The organism is Dietzia sp. IN118 (genome assembly GCF_032905965.1).
Classification (GTDB): Bacteria; Actinomycetota; Actinomycetes; order Mycobacteriales; family Mycobacteriaceae; genus Dietzia; species Dietzia kunjamensis.
Window position 1 is genome coordinate 30,462 of sequence record NZ_JAUMSR010000002.1, and the last position, 15,939, is coordinate 46,400.

Genomic DNA, 15,939 nt, shown 5'->3' on the forward strand with positions numbered 1-15,939 from the left:
CGTGAACATCGCCATCCGACGGGTCGCGATCGCCGCCATGGTCATGGTGGTGGCGCTGCTGCTGCAACTGACCTGGGTCCAGGTCTTCCGCGCCGACGAGCTCCGTGCCGACCCCCGCAACACGCGGATGCTCCTCGACGAGTACTCCCGCCAGCGCGGCCAGATCACCGCCGGCGGACGGGTGCTGGCCATGTCCCTGCCGTCGGAGGGACGCTTCGAGTTCCAGCGCACCTACCCCACCGACCCGGTCGTCTTCGGCCCCACCGTCGGCTACTACTCGCTGCAGTTCGCCACCGCCGGGGTCGAGCAGACCCAGGACGCCTTCCTCAACGGCTCCGACCCGAGACTGCTGTCCCAACGGATCACCGGTCTGATCTCGGGCCGCACCCCGCAGGGCGGCTCGGTGGAGCTCACCCTGGACCCCACGGGCCAGGAGGTCGCCTACGAGGCCCTGCGGCGCGGCGCGGGCCAGGGGCCGTTCGTGGGCTCCGTCGCCGCCGTCCGCCCCTCCACCGGTGAGGTGCTCGCACTGGCCTCCAGCCCGTCCTTCGACCCGGGCGCCCTGTCCAGCCTGGACCCGGAGGTCCGCGCGCAGGAGATGGCGCGCATCGAGCAGAGCCCTGACCGGCCGCTGCTCAACCACGCCACCCAGCAGTCCCTCCCGCCCGGCTCCACGATGAAGGTCATCACCACCGCCGCCGCGCTCGAGCAGGGCATGGGGCCCGAGACCCCCGTCTCCGGCGCCGACCGCACCCTGCTGCCGGGGACGTCCACCTACCTGGAGAACTACGCCGGCCAGACCTGTGGCGGCAGCACCGTCACCCTGCGCACGGCCCTCGAGAGGTCCTGCAACGTGCCCTTCGTCGAGCTGAGCCAGGAGATCGGCGCGGAGGCCTTCACCGAGATGGCGGAGAAGTTCGGCGTCGACGGCACCGCCCCGGACGACTTCGGCATCCCGGTCGCACCGTCGGGCCTGGGGCAGATGGAGGACGACGCCCAGCTGGCGATGAGTTCCATCGGGCAGAGCGACGTCCGGATGACGACCCTGCAGAACGCCATGGTGGCCGCGACCGTCTCCAACGGCGGGGTCCGCATGGAACCGCAACTCATCAAGACCCTGACGGCGCCCGATCTCTCCGTCGTCCAGGGCTTCACGCCCCGCGACGCCGCCCGCGCCCTCACCGACGAGCAGGCCGGCACCCTCACCGAGATGATGGTCGCCGCCGAACAGGGCGCCGGGGGCGGCTTGCCCGGGGTCACCGTGGCCTCCAAGACCGGCACCGCCGAGCACGGCGTGGACTCCTCCGAGTCCATCCCCTACACCTGGTACATCGCGTTCGTCCCCGGCCGTGACGTGGCGGTGGCCGTGGCGATCGAGTCCGGGCCCGGGGTCGATCGCAGCACCGTCGGGTCCACCTACGCCGCACCCATCGGTCGCGAGGTCCTGGGCGCGCTGCTGGGAGGGACGCCGTGAGTCTGAACTCCGGCGCGGTCCTGTCCGGCCGCTATCGCCTACTGCGCCTCATCGCCACCGGCGGTATGGGGCAGGTGTGGGAGGCCGACGACGGCGTCCTCGACCGCCACGTCGCCGTGAAGGTGCTCAAAGCCGAGTACTCCTCCGACCCCGAGTTCGTCGAGCGCTTCCGGTCCGAGGCCAAGGTCACCGCGAGGATCTCCCACCCCGGGATCGCCACCGTCTACGACTACGGGCAGATCGACGACCCCGCCTCCGGGAACCCGCTGTCCTACCTGGTCATGGAACTCGTGGTGGGCGAGCCGCTATCGGACGTCCTGGCCCGCGAGGGCACGCTGCCGATGCGGCACACCCTCGACATGCTCGAGCAGACCGGCCGCGCCCTCAACGCCGCCCACGCCATCGGCCTGGTCCACCGCGACGTCAAGCCGGGCAACATCCTCATCACGCCCGCCGGGCAGGTGAAGCTCACCGACTTCGGGATCGCCAAGTCCATGGGCGCGTCCGCCGTCACACAGACCGGGATGGTCGTGGGCACCGCCCAGTACATCGCGCCCGAGCAGGCCATGGGGAACGACACGTCCCCGGCCGGGGACGTGTACTCGCTCGGCGTGGTGGGTTACGAGTGCCTGGCCGGTCGACGGCCGTTCGTCGCCGACTCGCCGGTCTCCGTGGCGATGATGCACGTCCGCGACACCCCGCCGCCGCTCCCGGACTCGGTGCCCGGACCGGTCCGACGCGTCCTCGCCGAGGCCATGGCCAAGGACCCCGGCCGGCGCTACCCGGACGGCGAGGCCTTCGCCGAGGCGATCGCCGACCTCCGGGCCGGTCGCGATCCCCGTCTCCCGGGCGCGTTCCTCGCCGCCAGCGCCGCGGCGGGGGCTGCCGCAGCGGCCGCCGGCGCCACCGCCGCGACCACGGTCCTGCCCGATGAGGACCCGGGCGGCGTGTACCGGGCCGGGGGTTCGCCCGACCCGACGCGCGCGTACACCCGCACCCACCCGGGCACCGCCGGACAGCCGCGCACCGACAGGCCGCGGCCGGCACGACCGGCGCACCCGTCCCGGCCCCAGCCGGCGCCCGCCGCGACCCGGCGTCAGCCCGCCCCACCGGTCACCTCACGGCCCCCCCGCCGCGGCCGCGGCGGCTCCGGCTGCGTGGGCTGGTTCCTCGTGGTGTTCGTCCTGGTGGCGGCGCTGGCGGTCGCGGCCGTCATCGCCCTGTCCAACGTCGGGGTCTTCGGCCCGGGCGGGATCTTCGGCCGGACCACCCCCACGACGCCGCCGTCCACCGCCCCGGTGACGACCACCACCACGCAGGCACCAGCCCCGGCACCCGAGCCGCCGCCGACCCCGACGCCGACCCCCGAGCCCGCACCGTCACCGACCGGGGTCCCCCCGGCCCCCGACCTGCAGGACATGCTGGACTCCCTCACCTCGGAGTTCAGTTCGCTGATTCCGCCCGAGGGGCAGCCCGGTGGGGGCCAGGGGCAAGGCCAGGACGAGGCGCAGGGCCAGGGACAGGCGCAGGGGCAGGGTCGAGACCAAGCGCAGGGCCAGGCCCGGGGCGCGGCCGAGGACCGTGCCGTGCCCGTTCCCGCCCGGTGGGCAGGGGTCGACGGATGACCACACCATCCGTCCTGGCCGGGCGCTACGAGATCGGTGAGCCCCTCGGATACGGCGGCATGTCCGAGGTCCGTCGCGGGCGCGACACGGTCCTCGGCCGGGACGTGGCCGTCAAGATCATGCGCCCGGAACTGGCCCGGGACGAGACCTTCTACCAGCGCTTCCGTCGGGAGGCCCAGAACTCGGCGTCGCTCAACCATCCGTCGATCGTGGCGATCTACGACCAGGGGGAGGAGCACACCGCCGACGGCTCGCTGCCCTACATCGTGATGGAGGTGGTCGAGGGCGACACCCTCCGCGACATCGTCAGAATGGACGGCCCCATGGAGGTCGAGCGTGCCCTCGGCGTGATGGCCGATGTCTGCGGTGCGCTGGACTTCTCCCACAAGAAGGGCATCGTCCACCGGGACGTCAAGCCGGCGAACATCATGATCTCGCGCGACGGCGCGGTCAAGGTCATGGACTTCGGCATCGCCCGCGCCCTCAGCGACGCCGGATCGACCCTCACCAACACCTCGTCGGTCCTCGGCACCGCCCAGTACCTCAGCCCCGAGCAGGCGCGCGGCGAGACCGTGGACGCCCATTCCGATCTGTACTCCGCGGGGTGCGTGCTCTACGAGATGGTCACCGGTGCACCTCCGTTCACCGGCGAGTCCCCCGTGGCGGTGGCCTATCAGCACGTCCGCGAATCCCCCGCGCCGCCGTCGGCGGTCAACCCGGAGGTGAGCCGCTACGTCGACGCGGTGGTCATGCAGGCGATGGCCAAGAATCCCGAGAACAGATACACCTCCGCCGGGGAGATGCGCACCGACCTGCTCACGGTGCTCACCGGTGGCCGCCCGGCGGCGCCCCTGGTGCTGACCGACGACGAGCTCGACGACGACCAGCGCCCCGACGCCCCCCACGGGTTCACCGGCGCGGGATACGGAACCGGCGCGTCCCGCTGGTCACCCGGTGATGCGCCCACCGAGGCACACGCCCTGCCGGAACTGGCCGGTCGTGCCGCCGGCGCGGGTGCTCCTGCTGGCGCAGCCGGTGCCGGTGCCGGTGCCGCGCGTCCCGCCTCCCATCGCGGGGACGCCCGACGCCGCGACGCCCGACCCGTCGACGCTCGTCGCGGGCCACGCGGGGTGGCCATCGCGCTCGCCGCCCTGCTGGTGCTGGGAGGGATCGCGACGGTGTCGATCCTGGCGACCTCGGGCGACCGCGGCGGTGTCGCGCAGCAGCAGGAGGTCACCGTCCCCGAGGTCGCCCAGCGGCCGGTCGCCGAGGTGGTCGAGGAACTCACCTCGATCGGGCTCGAACCCGTGCAGACCCCGGCGCCGCACCCCCAGATCCCCGAGGGGCACGTCATCTCGTCCGACCCCATCGCCGGCAAGCGTCTCGCGGTGGGCTCCGAGATCAGCCTCGTGGTCTCGACCGGCAAGCCCATCCTCTCGGTGCCCAACGTGATGGGGATGTCCCCCGCCGATGCCCGACTGGCCCTCGAGGAGGCCGGGTTCCAGGTGGTCCCGGAGAACGAGGCCCGGCCGTCGACACCCGAGGACCAGGACAAGGTCGTCGACACCGAGCCCGGACCGGGTGCACAGGTGCCCTCCGACCGGCCGGTCCGGCTGACGGTGGGCTCCGGCCCCGAACAGCTCGCGGTGCCCGATGTCGTGGGCCAGTCCGCCGACCCGGCCCGCGCGACCCTCGAGGCCGCCGGCTTCCGCGTGGACACCCAGCGGGTCGACGGCACCGCGCCCGAGGGCCAGGTCGTGGGCCAGTCCACGGCCGCGGGTCAGACCCAGCTCAAGGGCGCGACCATCACCCTCCAGGTCTCCGCCGGGAACCGGTTCGTCATGCCCAACATCGTCGGCGACACCGTGGAGGAGGCCCTCGGCAAGCTCGAACGGGCCGGCTGGCGGGGCGACCGCGGGCAGCTGGTGGAGCTCCCGCAGAACGACCCCGACCTCAGCCGCGTGGGCCAGATCTGGTCGCAGCAGCCGCCCGTGGGCGAGGCCGGCGTCAACGACCAGGTCGTCGTCCGGGTGATCCGGTTCGGGCTGGTGCCCGGCCCGGGCTGACCGGGCGAGCTGACCAGCCGGTCAGGCCAGGGCGGCGCCACGGGTCCGGTCGAGCTCGGATTCCAACCGCACGACCAGCGTCTCCGAGGGCCGCTCGCCGCACATGCCCAGCCAGTTGGCGAGCATCCGGTGCCCCCCGTCGCTCATCACCGATTCGGGGTGGAACTGCACCCCGTGGATGGGCATCTCGCGGTGACGCATCGCCATGACCAGACCCGAACCGGTCCACGCGGTGGGAACCAGTTCGTGCGGGATCGTCTCCGGCAGGACCGTCAACGAGTGGTAGCGCGTGGCCGTGAACGGGCTGGGGATACCGGCGAGGACTCCCGAGTCGTCGTGCGTGACCTGACTGGTCTTGCCGTGCATGAGCTCGGCGGCCCGGTCGACCGTCGCGCCGAAGGCCTCCCCGATCGCCTGGTGGCCCAGGCACACTCCCAGCACCGGGACGCCCGCGTGTCCACAGACCCCGATCAGCGGGATCGTGGCCCCCGCCCTGTCCGGCGTTCCGGGACCCGGGCTGAGCAGGACTCCGTCGTACCCGCTGACCACGCTCTCCAGCCCGGCCACGTCATAGCGGCCGTCCGGGCCGGCGAGCCTGGGGTCGTCGTTCCGCCACACGTCGCACTCCGCGCCCAACTGGCCCAGGTACTGGACGAGGTTGTAGACGAAGCTGTCGTAGTTGTCGACGACGAGGATGCGCATAGACGCAGCGTACTGCCGTCGCACGGGTGAGCGTCGGGGGCGGGCTTGGTAGAGTGGCCCCGACATCCCCCACCAGTTCGAGGACTCCATGCCCAAGTCAAAGGTCCGGTCCAAGACCGAGTACACCGACGCGGCCGTCAGCCGCACCCCCGTCAAGGTCAAGGGGACCCCGACCGCGCGGTGGTACCTGGTGCTCATGCTCGCGCTGATGATCCTGGGCCTGCTCTGGCTGGTGACGTATTACATCGCCGGTGAGCGGATCCCGTTCATGGCCTCGCTCGAGACGTGGCAGAACTTCGCGATCGGTTTCGGCCTCGCGGTCGTGGGACTCCTCATGACCATGAACTGGCGCTAGCCGGCCCGCCCGGCCGCTCTCCCCGGGCACGTTCCGCCTGTTCCACAGGTTTATCCACAGGTCACCCCCCGCCCGACGCGGGGGGTGACCTGCATTTTCTCTGAGAACGCTGCATCTATGCAGGTCACGGGGCTCTGGTGAGGTAAAGAGGGGTCTCGACCCGCCTTTTCCACACCCCTCACACGCTGTGGAGAACTTCCTTCACACTGGGGATAACGCCTGTGTGTAGACGATGCCGACGACACCGCAGGTCGGGACCGCGTCGACTCGAACGGCAGTCGAACTCCACCCGTGTTATTCATCCACAGTGTGGATAGCGCCTGTGGATAGGGGAGGATGTGCGGCATGAGTGGTGACGCCGTGTCGGGAGCCGGTCCGCGGGCGGCGTCGTGGTCACCCGGGGCCCTGTGGCCGGGCGTGCAGATCCTGCTCGGGGTGGCCCTGGTGGTGATCGGCCTGCAGCGGCAGGATCCGCTCGCACTGCTGCTCACCGGCCCGGCGGCGCTGTTCCTCACCCTGTCGGGTGTGTCCCACCTGGTCCGGCGGCCCCGACTCGAGGTGGTGGACGGGCAGTTGGCGATCAAGAGGCTCCGCCGCGTGGACTTCGTCCCGCGGTCCGAGGTGGTGGAGGTCCGCCCGCTGGGGGTCTCCCGATGGGGGGCGCGGCAGCACCTGCTGCGACTCGAGTACACGGACGAGCGGGGTCGCGAACGACTGGACGTGTTCACCCGGCTCGATCTGGGGGCGGATCCACGGGACGTGGTCGACGCGCTGCACCGTCTGGGATTCGGGGCGGTCGGCGACGGCCGGTGAGGGTCAGACCGCTCCCGGCGGACGACGCGGGGGTCGGACGATGTGGGGGTCGACCGACGCGGGGTCAGACGCCGGTGGGAATCAGCGGGTGACGAGGAACCCGTACGTCATGGTGTCGGCCGCGAACCACCCGGCGGCGCCGACCGACCCGACCACGACGAGGAAGCCGGCCCACGAGACGACCTCGCGGCCCGTGCGGCCCACACGCCGCGGCATCCGGCGTGGCACCACCACCAGGGCGAACGCGGCGACGGCGCCGGCCGCGAGCCCGCCCAGATGGGCCGCGAGCGAGATGCCGGGCACGAGGAAGCTCACGCCGACGTTGAGGACGAGCAACACCCCGATCCCCCTGACGTCGAGGCGCATCGACATCGCCACGATCGCGTACGCGCCCATCAGGCCGAAGATCGCCCCGGAGGCGCCGGCCGTGAGGGCGCCCTGGCCGTAGAACATCACGGCCACCGACCCGCCCAGCGCCGAGCCCAGGTAGAGGGCGAGGAAGCGGACGTGCCCGATGCTGCGCTCGATCCCCAGTCCGAGGATCCACAACATGTACATGTTGAGCAGCAGGTGCATCGGGCCGAAGTGCTGGAACGCCGAGGTGAGCAGACGCCACCACTCGTCCCGGGCCGCCACCAGCGGCGGGAAGAGCGCCGTGGCCTCGAACAACGGCGACGCGTTGTTGGTCAGGAAGCTGCGCGCCTGCACGACGGTGGCGGCGTAGACGGCCAGGTTGGCGGTGATGATCCACGCCGTGACCGGCTGGAGGCGGAAGAATCTCGCGACCGCGCCACCGCGTCGGGTCTGGGTGCTCATGTCTCCCGGTTATCCGTGCTGCGTCTCGTTCGTGCGGTGTCCCGTCCCCGCCCTGTCCCTGCCGCGTGCCGGCCCTGCCGCGCTGCGGATAGACCGGCGGCGCGGGTCCGGGAGTCCGGAACCCGCGCCGCCGGTCGACCGGGACCGCTCGGTCAGGAGATCTCGATCGACTCGATGACGACGTCGTCGGTCGGCCGGTCCATCGCACCGGTCTTGGTGGTCGCGATGGCGTCCACGACCTTGCGCGACTCCTCGTCGGCGACCTTGCCGAAGATCGTGTGGCGGTTGTTCAGGTGCGGCGTGGCGCCGACGGTGATGAAGAACTGCGAACCGTTGGTGCCCGGGCCGGCGTTGGCCATGGCCAGCAGGTAGGGCTCGGAGAACTGCAGCTCCGGGTGGAACTCGTCCTTGAACTGGTAGCCCGGTCCGCCCCGGCCGGTGCCGGTGGGGTCGCCGCCTTGGATCATGAACCCGGAGATGACGCGGTGGAAGATCGAGCCGTCGTAGAACGGTCCGCTCTTCTCACCCTTGGCGTTGGCCTGGGAGTAGTCCTTGGAGCCGTCGGCGAGACCGACGAAGTTCGAGACCGTCTCCGGGGCGTGGTTGCCGTACAGCTCGATGACGATGTCACCACGGTTGGTGTGGATGGTTGCCTTCTGCGTTGCGATGCTCACGCCACACATCCTGCCACGCCGCAGGGACCGATGTCGGCGAGGTGGTGGTCGGTATCGGGCCGCTGTGCCACCATCTACCCATGAGCAAACGAAGCGATCGCGCCGACGAGCGTAGGGCCGTCAAGCAGGCGCAAAAGGACCTGGACAAGGCCGGCACCACCGCCCGGAAGGCGTTCGACCTCAAGGACCCCCGCTTCCTGGGCGAGGCAGCAGTCGCCGCCACCCGTGGACCGGTCGGCCTGGCCCTCTTCGGTGCCAGCCGCGGTATCCAGGTGATCCGGGATCGTCGCGCCGAGCAGGCCGAGCTCCTGGGCGATCTCGCCGCGGACGCGCGGCAGCACGCCTCCGCGCTGCGCGAGCAGACGTCGGCTCTGGCCACGCCGCCCCAGAAGCGCAATCCGCTGCGCCGCTTCGCGCCGCTGTGGATCGTGGGCCTCGCCGGCGGCGCCGCCGTCGCGGGTGCCACGGCCTATTTCCTTCGTGGCCAGGGCTCGCCCACCTCGCCGTCCGCGCCCACCCCGACCCCCGCCCCGCCGCGGACCCCCACCCCGGCCGAGGCGGCCGCCGAGGGGCGCGACCAGGCGACCGGCTCGGCGCCCGCGGCCACGACCGGCCCCGGCGTGACGGGTGACCCCGTGGGTTCGGAGACCGGTGAGGACCTGACGATCGAGTCCGCCGATCCCGAGGGGCCCTCGGATCAGTCCGCCGACACCTCCCCCGCCGCGGGCAGCGCGGTACCCGGTCCGGCAGCCGGGTCCGCACCGCAGCCCTCGGACGACCAGCCGGTCGGCGAGGCGTCCACGGACGGGACCGCGACCGACAAGTGATCGACCGGGACCCGATCCCCGACGACTCCACAGCCGACGACACCGCCCTCGACGACACCGCACTCGAGGTCATCGCGTCGAGCCTGCCCGAACTGGGTCCCCTGGACGTCCATGCGCTGTACAAACTGCGCGTGGACGTCTTCGTCGCGGAACAGGACTGCCCGTACGCCGAGATCGACGACGTCGACGCCGATCCCGGCACGATTCACCTGCTGGCCCGTGCACCGGACGGCGCGGTCGTCGCGACACTGCGGGTGTTCGGATCGGACGCGGGCGGCGGGGTCATGCACATCGGACGTGTCTGCACGACGCCCGCCTGGCGGGGTCGGGGCATCGCGGCGCGGCTGATCCGCCGTGGGCTCGTGCTGTGCCGGGACCGGCCCGTGGAGATCGGGGCCCAGGCCTATCTGGAGAGGTGGTACGAGCAGTTCGGATTCGCGCGGTGCGGGCCGGACTATCTCGATGGGCGGATCCCCCATCTCCCCATGCGGCGCGACCTCCTAGAATGAGACCCGGCTCACCCCCTTCGATCCCTCCCGAGGACACACATGACGTCTGACGCTCCCTCCGGCTCGCTGGTCAAGGCTCTCCTCCCGGAGAGCGAGATGCCGACGCACTGGTACAACATCCAGGCCGATCTCCCCGAGCCCATGGCACCGCACCTGCACCCGGGGACCAAGGAGCCGCTCGGTCCCGAGGACCTCGCCCCGCTGTTCCCGATGTCCCTCATCGAGCAGGAGGTCACGCCGGAGCGCTACATCGAGATCCCCGAGGCGGTGCAGGAGATCTACCGATTGTGGCGGCCGTCGCCCCTGATCCGGGCCCGCCGCCTGGAGAAAGCGCTCGGCACGTCGGCGCGGATCTACTACAAGTACGAGGGCACCAGCCCGGTCGGCTCGCACAAGCCCAACACCGCGGTCGCACAGGCCTACTACAACGCCGCCGAGGGCATCACCAAGCTCACCACCGAGACCGGCGCCGGCCAGTGGGGCGCCTCTCTGGCGTTCGCCGGTCAGGCCTTCGGCATCGAGGTGGAGGTGTGGCAGGTCAAGGCCTCGTTCGAGTCCAAGCCGTACCGCCGGATGCTCATGGAGACCTTCGGCGCCTCGGTCCACCCGAGCCCGTCGGACCTGACCGAGGCGGGACGCTCGTTCCTGGCCAAGGACCCCGACACCCCCGGTTCGCTCGGCATGGCGGTCTCCGAGGCCGTCGAGGTGGCCGCCGGAGACCCCGAGGCCCGCTACTCACTGGGGTCGGTGCTCAACCACGTGTGTCTGCACCAGACCGTGATCGGCGAGGAGGCCCTCAAGCAGCTGGGCATGTTCGGCGAGGACGCGCCCGACTACGTGTACGGCTGCGCCGGTGGCGGCTCCAACCTCGCCGGGTTGGCCTTCCCGTTCATCCGCGAGAACCTCGCCGGTGCCCGGACGCAGATCATCGCCGTCGAGCCCACGGCGTGCCCGTCGCTGACCGAGGGCGAGTTCCGGTACGACCACGGTGACGTCGCCGGCCTGACCCCTCTGATGAAGATGTACACCCTCGGTCAGGACTTCGTCCCGGACCCCATCCATTCCGGTGGCCTGCGCTACCACGGCATGGCGCCGCTGGTCAGCCACGTCAAGCACCTGGGCCTGCTCGATTCCATGGCGGTGGAGCAGAACGTCGCGTTCGCCGCGGGCGTGGAGTTCGCCAAGGCGGAGGGCATCGTCCCCGCACCCGAGTCGACGCACGCCCTCGCAGGTGCGATGGCCAAGGCCCGCGAGCACACCGGTGAGGCAGGCACCGGACCGTCGATCGTGATCGGCCTCTCCGGTCACGGCTTCCTCGACCTCCCCGCGTACGAGTCCTTCATCCGCGGTGAGATGGGCTGACGCCTCCGCAGACCCCCCGACCGTTCCACACCCTCGATCACAGGAGCCCCCCTATGACCAAGACCATCGACTTCACCGACCGCGTCGCGATCATCACCGGCGCCGGCGGCGGCCTCGGCCGCGCCTACGCGCTCGCGCTGGCCGAGCGTGGCGCCAAGGTCGTCGTCAATGACCTGGGCGGCGACGTCCACGGCGAAGGTGGCACCCCCTCCCTGGCGCAGCAGGTCGTCGACGAGATCACGGCCGCCGGTGGCGAGGCCATCGTCGACGGCAACGACATCACCGACGAGGCCGCCGTCGCGTCCCTCGTGTCGACGGTGATCGACAAGTGGGGCCGCATCGACGTGCTCATCAACAACGCCGGCATCCTGCGTGACAAGTCGTTCGCCAAGATGGAGATGGACGACTTCCGCAAGGTCGTCGAGGTGCATCTCATGGGCTCGGTCAACTGCACCAAGGCCGTGTGGCCGCACATGGCCGAGGCGGGCTACGGGCGCATCCTCATGACCGCCTCCACCTCCGGGATCTACGGCAACTTCGGCCAGGCCAACTACGGGGCCGCCAAGTCGGGGCTCGTCGGTCTGATGAACGTCCTGGCGATCGAGGGCGCCAAGAAGAACATCAAGGTCAACGCGATCGCCCCCACCGCGGCCACGCGGATGACCGAGGATCTGCTGCCGCAGCGGGTGCTCGACATCATGGGCCCGGAGACCATCGCCCCCGGCGCCCTGTTCATGGTCAGCGAGGACGCCCCCACCAAGACCATCCTCGGTGCCGGCGCCGGCGTGTTCGCCGTGTCCCAGATGGTCGAGTCGCGGGGCGTCTACCTCCCCGACGACGCGCGCACCCCCGAGGTCGTCGCGGAGCGCTGGAACGAGATCGCGGACGTCACCGACGCCAACCCCCTGGAGTCGGCTTTCGAGCAGACCTCCAAGTACGCCGCGCTCGCCGCCCGCGAGCTGGGCCTGCACCTGGAGAGCTGAGGAAGGGCCGCCGCCCCGCCACCCCGGCACCCGCCGGAGCCCCCGCCGGAGCCCCGGCCGGAGCCCCGCCGTCGAGAAGGGCGGGGCCGGAGCGGGCGGCACTGGTGGCGCTGGGGCGGGCGGCGGCGCCGTCTCACTCCTGGTCGGCGAACTGGGTTTCGTAGAGCTCCGCGTAGCGACCACCGGTGGCCAGGAGCTCGGCGTGCGTGCCCGACTCCACCACCCGGCCGGCCTCGAGGACGAGGATCGTGTCGGCGGCGCGCACCGTCGACAACCGGTGGGCGATCACCAACGAGGTGCGGTCGGCCATCGCCTCGCTCAGCGCCTCCTGGACGGCGGACTCGTTGGTGGAGTCCAGCGCGCTGGTGGCCTCGTCCAGCACCACCACCGACGGGGCGGCGATCAGCAGCCGTGCGATCGTCAGTCGCTGACGCTCACCTCCCGACAGCCGGTAGCCGCGATCACCGATGACGGTGTCGAGACCGTCCGGCAGCGACCGCACGAGATCCTCGAGCCGGGCCCGGCGCAGCGCGTCCCAGACGAGGTCATCGGAGACCTCCGGCCGCGCGAAGGTGAGGTTGGAGCGGATCGTGTCGTGGAAGAGGTGGCCGTCCTGCGTGACCATGCCCACCGTGCGCCGCAGCGACGACGAGGTGACCCCACGCACGTCGAGTCCCGACACCCGCACCGCACCCGAATCGACGTCGTACAGACGCGGCAGCAGGGAGGCGATGGTGGACTTGCCCGCGCCGGACGACCCGACCAGGGCGATCATCTGTCCCGGTTCGGCGCGGAAGGAGATCCCGTGCAGGACCTCCTGGCCGCCGCGGGTGTCGAGGACCGCGACCTCCTCGAGCGAGGCGAGGGAGACTTTGTCCGCCGAGGGATAGGAGAACGTGACGTCGTCGAACTCGATGGTCGCCGGGCCCTCCGGGATGGCGACGGCGTCAGGGGCGTCGGAGATGAGCGGTTCCAGGTCGAGGACCTCGAAGACCCGCTCGAAGCTGACGATGGCCGTGACGATGTCCATCGGCGCGTTGGCCAGGGAGGTCAACGGGCCGTACAGGCGGGTGAGGAGCAGCGCGAGGGCCACGACGGACCCCGCGTCGAGAGCGCCGTTGAGTGCGAACCACCCGCCGAGCCCGTAGACGAGCGCCAGCGCCAGCGTGGACACCAGGGTCAGCGAGTTCATGAACACACTCATGAGCAGCGCGGTTCGCACGCCGATGCCGCGGACCCGGCCCGCGCGGGCGGAGAACTCCGCCGACTCCGTCTCAGGACGTCCGAAGAGCTTGACCAGGGTCGCGCCGCCGGCGTTGAACCGCTCGGTCATCTGGTCGTTCATCGACGCGTTGAGATCCGAGGCCTCGCGGCGGAGCCGCGCGAGCCGCTTGCCCACGTAGCGGGCCGGGAACAGGAAGATCGGCAGCAGCAGGACGGACAGGACGGTGAGCTGCCAGTTGATACCGGCCATCACGGCCAACGTGAGTACGAGCTGCACCAGGTTCGACACGACCCCGGACAGCGTGTCCGAGAACGCCCGCTGGGCACCCATCACGTCGTTGTTGAGGCGACTGACCAGCGCGCCGGTGCGGGTGCGCATGAAAAAGGCGACCGGCATCGTCTGGACGTGGTCGAACACCGCGCGGCGCAGGTCGAGGATGAGCCCCTCCCCGATCCGTGCGGACCACAACCGGGTGACGACGGCGACGATCGCCTCGATGATCCCGATCGCGGCGATGGCGAGCGCGAGGCCGATCACGACCCGGACCGGCGAGGCCTCGACGATCGCGGTGACCACGCGGCCGGCGAGCAGCGGTGTCGCCACGGCGAGGGTGGCCCCGAAGACGGAGAGCACCAGGAAGAAGACGATGCGCCGGGTGTGCGGGCGGGCGAACTGTCCGATCCTGCGGAAGTTCTCGCGGGTGAACACACTGCGGTCCAGCGCGATGTTGTTGTTCTCGGCCCGCATCAGCGTGCGCATGGCGGCCTGCTGCATCGTCACGTAGCGGTACTCCTCCCGCGCCGGAGAGGGGCCCCGACGACCGTTCGGTACAACCCGGCACGGGGCCCACGTATTCCGGCCCGCGACCGCGGTGGCGTTCCTCGTCGTCGTCGCCCCGATCCGGTCTTTGGACAAAATCTGGGGTGATGTCTAGACACGGCGGGGGAATTTGTCTAATGTCAGGGGCAACACAGTGGCATACGCCACACCCTGTTGACCCGGAGGTCGTCTGCGATGTCCAGCACCGAGTACATCAGCCCCACCGACGGGGCACCGCACACCCACCACGAGGCGGACGCCGCCGTCGAGCCCTACGCGTGGACCGACGCCAAGCGGTACCTGTGGCTGCTCGGACTCATCCCCGCGATGGGTCTGTTCGTGTCGATGCCGATCGTCGCCGGCTTCAACGCCCTCGGCTGGGGCGTGGCGGCCACCGTCGCCTGGTTCCTCCTCCCCTTCCTCGTCTACGTCGCGATCCCCCTCGGGGACCTCGCCGTCGGCGCCGACGGTGAGAACCCGCCCGACGAGGTCATGGACAAGCTCGAGGCCGACCCGTTCTACCGGTGGTGCACGTACCTGTACATCCCCTTCCAGTACGCGTCCCTCATCGCGGCCGCCTACCTCTGGTCCGCCGACGACCTGTCGTGGCTGGGCTACGACGGGGGACTCGGGATCGCCGCCTCGATCGGCGTCGCCTGGACCGTCGCGATCACCGGCGGGATCGGGATCAACACCGCCCACGAGCTCGGGCACAAGATCGCCGGCAGCGAGAAGTGGCTGTCCAAGGTCGCCCTGGCCACCACCGGCTACGGACACTTCTTCATCGAGCACAACCGCGGACACCACGCGCGTGTCGCCACTCCGGAGGATCCGGCCAGCTCGCGCTTCGGTGAGTCGTTCTGGGCCTTCCTCCCGCGCAGCGTGTTCGGGTCGCTGACGTCGGCCTGGCACCTGGAGTCCGAGCGGCTCCGGCGGCTGGGCAAGAGCCCGTGGACCCTGCGCAACGACAACCTCAACGCCTGGCTCATGACGGTCGTGCTCTTCGGCGGACTCATCGCCGTGTTCGGCTGGGAGATCGCGCCGTGGCTCATCGTGCAGGCCGTCTTCGGCTTCTCGCTGCTGGAGGTCGTCAACTACCTCGAGCACTACGGCCTGCTCCGCCAGAAGACCTCCGCCGGCCGCTATCAGCGCTGCCGCCCGGAGCACTCGTGGAACTCCGACCACCTGGTGACCAACATCTTCCTCTACCACCTGCAGCGTCACTCCGACCACCACGCCAACCCCATGCGTCGCTACCAGGTACTGCGCAGCTTCGAGCAGGCCCCGCAGCTGCCCTCGGGCTACGCCACGATGATGGTCCTGGCCTACGTGCCGCCGCTGTGGCGCAAGGTCATGGACAAGCGCGTCCTGGCCCACTACGACGGCGACATCACCCGCGCCAACATCCAGCCGTCCAAGCGCGAGAGGATCCTCGCCCGGCACGGCGCCGGGTCGACGGCGGTCGCCGAGCAGATCGTCGCGGACACCGACATCGCGACCGATCAGACCTCACCGACCGGTGAGTACGTGTGCCCCAACTGCGGGAACCACTACTCGGAGGCCGCCGGGCTGCCGCGCGAGGGTTTCCCCGCCGGGACCCCGTGGTCGGCCATCCCCGACAGCTGGCGGTGCTCGGACTGCGGCGTCCGCGACAAGGTGGACTTCCTGCCCGTGAAGTGACCCCCGCGT

Annotated in this window: 14 protein-coding genes; 10 read left to right on the plus strand and 4 right to left on the minus strand. The window is 70.9% G+C overall.

What is annotated here, in order from left to right:
* Position 1 precedes the first annotated feature (1 nt).
* The 3 genes from Q2K20_RS15655 to pknB are packed head-to-tail and all read left to right on the plus strand — an operon-like array spanning position 2 to position 5,165.
* On the plus strand, positions 2-1,474 hold the full coding sequence (locus Q2K20_RS15655; RefSeq protein WP_067716500.1) for a penicillin-binding transpeptidase domain-containing protein: 1,473 nt from the start codon (positions 2-4) through the stop codon (positions 1,472-1,474).
* Positions 1,471-3,099, plus strand: a complete 1,629-nt coding sequence (locus tag Q2K20_RS15660; RefSeq protein ID WP_096906449.1) for a serine/threonine-protein kinase — start codon at positions 1,471-1,473, stop codon at positions 3,097-3,099. The genes Q2K20_RS15655 and Q2K20_RS15660 overlap by 4 nt, the downstream gene beginning before the upstream one ends.
* On the plus strand, positions 3,096-5,165 hold the full coding sequence (gene pknB, locus Q2K20_RS15665; RefSeq protein ID WP_317176955.1) for a Stk1 family PASTA domain-containing Ser/Thr kinase: 2,070 nt from the start codon (positions 3,096-3,098) through the stop codon (positions 5,163-5,165). Before Q2K20_RS15660 ends, pknB begins: the two co-directional genes overlap by 4 nt.
* A 21-nt stretch (positions 5,166-5,186) precedes the next feature.
* Here the strand turns inward: pknB and Q2K20_RS15670 are convergent, their stop codons facing one another.
* Entirely contained in the window at positions 5,187-5,867 is a 681-nt protein-coding gene (locus Q2K20_RS15670) for an aminodeoxychorismate/anthranilate synthase component II (protein WP_096906447.1), read from the minus strand.
* A gap of 88 nt (positions 5,868-5,955) precedes the next feature.
* On the opposite strand from Q2K20_RS15670, the gene crgA reads away from it, so the two are divergent.
* On the plus strand, positions 5,956-6,222 hold the full coding sequence (gene crgA / locus Q2K20_RS15675) for a cell division protein CrgA (protein ID WP_067716511.1): 267 nt from the start codon (positions 5,956-5,958) through the stop codon (positions 6,220-6,222).
* A 345-nt stretch (positions 6,223-6,567) separates the two neighbouring features.
* Positions 6,568-7,035: a PH domain-containing protein gene (locus Q2K20_RS15680; RefSeq protein ID WP_067716538.1), complete on the plus strand. Its 468-nt coding sequence runs from the start codon at positions 6,568-6,570 to the stop codon at positions 7,033-7,035.
* 81 nt (positions 7,036-7,116) lie between these two features.
* Here Q2K20_RS15680 and Q2K20_RS15685 read toward each other — a convergent pair whose 3' ends face one another.
* Positions 7,117-7,851 (minus strand): rhomboid family intramembrane serine protease, encoded by a 735-nt coding sequence (locus tag Q2K20_RS15685; RefSeq protein WP_269505447.1) that lies wholly within the window; start codon positions 7,849-7,851, stop codon positions 7,117-7,119.
* 152 nt (positions 7,852-8,003) lie between these two features.
* Entirely contained in the window at positions 8,004-8,534 is a 531-nt protein-coding gene (locus tag Q2K20_RS15690; protein WP_172815723.1) for a peptidylprolyl isomerase, read from the minus strand.
* A 71-nt stretch (positions 8,535-8,605) separates the two neighbouring features.
* Here Q2K20_RS15690 and Q2K20_RS15695 point away from each other — a divergent pair, with 71 nt between their 5' ends.
* From Q2K20_RS15695 to Q2K20_RS15710, 4 genes are read left to right on the plus strand one after another with little or no spacing between them, the layout of a single operon-like run.
* Complete coding sequence (locus tag Q2K20_RS15695; RefSeq protein WP_269505443.1) at positions 8,606-9,352, plus strand: hypothetical protein; 747 nt, start codon at positions 8,606-8,608, stop codon at positions 9,350-9,352.
* The gene (locus tag Q2K20_RS15700) at positions 9,349-9,861 is read left to right on the plus strand and encodes a GNAT family N-acetyltransferase (RefSeq protein WP_253696049.1); all 513 of its coding nucleotides are present in this window, start codon (positions 9,349-9,351) and stop codon (positions 9,859-9,861) included. The genes Q2K20_RS15695 and Q2K20_RS15700 overlap by 4 nt, the downstream gene beginning before the upstream one ends.
* A 39-nt stretch (positions 9,862-9,900) precedes the next feature.
* Positions 9,901-11,223, plus strand: coding sequence for a TrpB-like pyridoxal phosphate-dependent enzyme (locus Q2K20_RS15705; protein ID WP_119193455.1), 1,323 nt, complete (start codon positions 9,901-9,903; stop codon positions 11,221-11,223).
* Positions 11,224-11,276: 53 nt separating this feature from the next.
* Positions 11,277-12,206, plus strand: a complete 930-nt coding sequence (locus Q2K20_RS15710; protein ID WP_067716521.1) for an SDR family oxidoreductase — start codon at positions 11,277-11,279, stop codon at positions 12,204-12,206.
* A gap of 133 nt (positions 12,207-12,339) precedes the next feature.
* Here Q2K20_RS15710 and Q2K20_RS15715 read toward each other — a convergent pair whose 3' ends face one another.
* Positions 12,340-14,205 carry an ABC transporter ATP-binding protein gene (locus Q2K20_RS15715; protein ID WP_119193457.1) on the minus strand — a complete coding sequence of 622 codons (1,866 nt, stop codon included), beginning with the start codon at positions 14,203-14,205 and terminating at the stop codon, positions 12,340-12,342.
* A gap of 240 nt (positions 14,206-14,445) precedes the next feature.
* On the opposite strand from Q2K20_RS15715, the gene Q2K20_RS15720 reads away from it, so the two are divergent.
* Positions 14,446-15,930 carry a fatty acid desaturase gene (locus Q2K20_RS15720; protein ID WP_067716525.1) on the plus strand — a complete coding sequence of 495 codons (1,485 nt, stop codon included), beginning with the start codon at positions 14,446-14,448 and terminating at the stop codon, positions 15,928-15,930.
* Positions 15,931-15,939 lie beyond the last annotated feature (9 nt).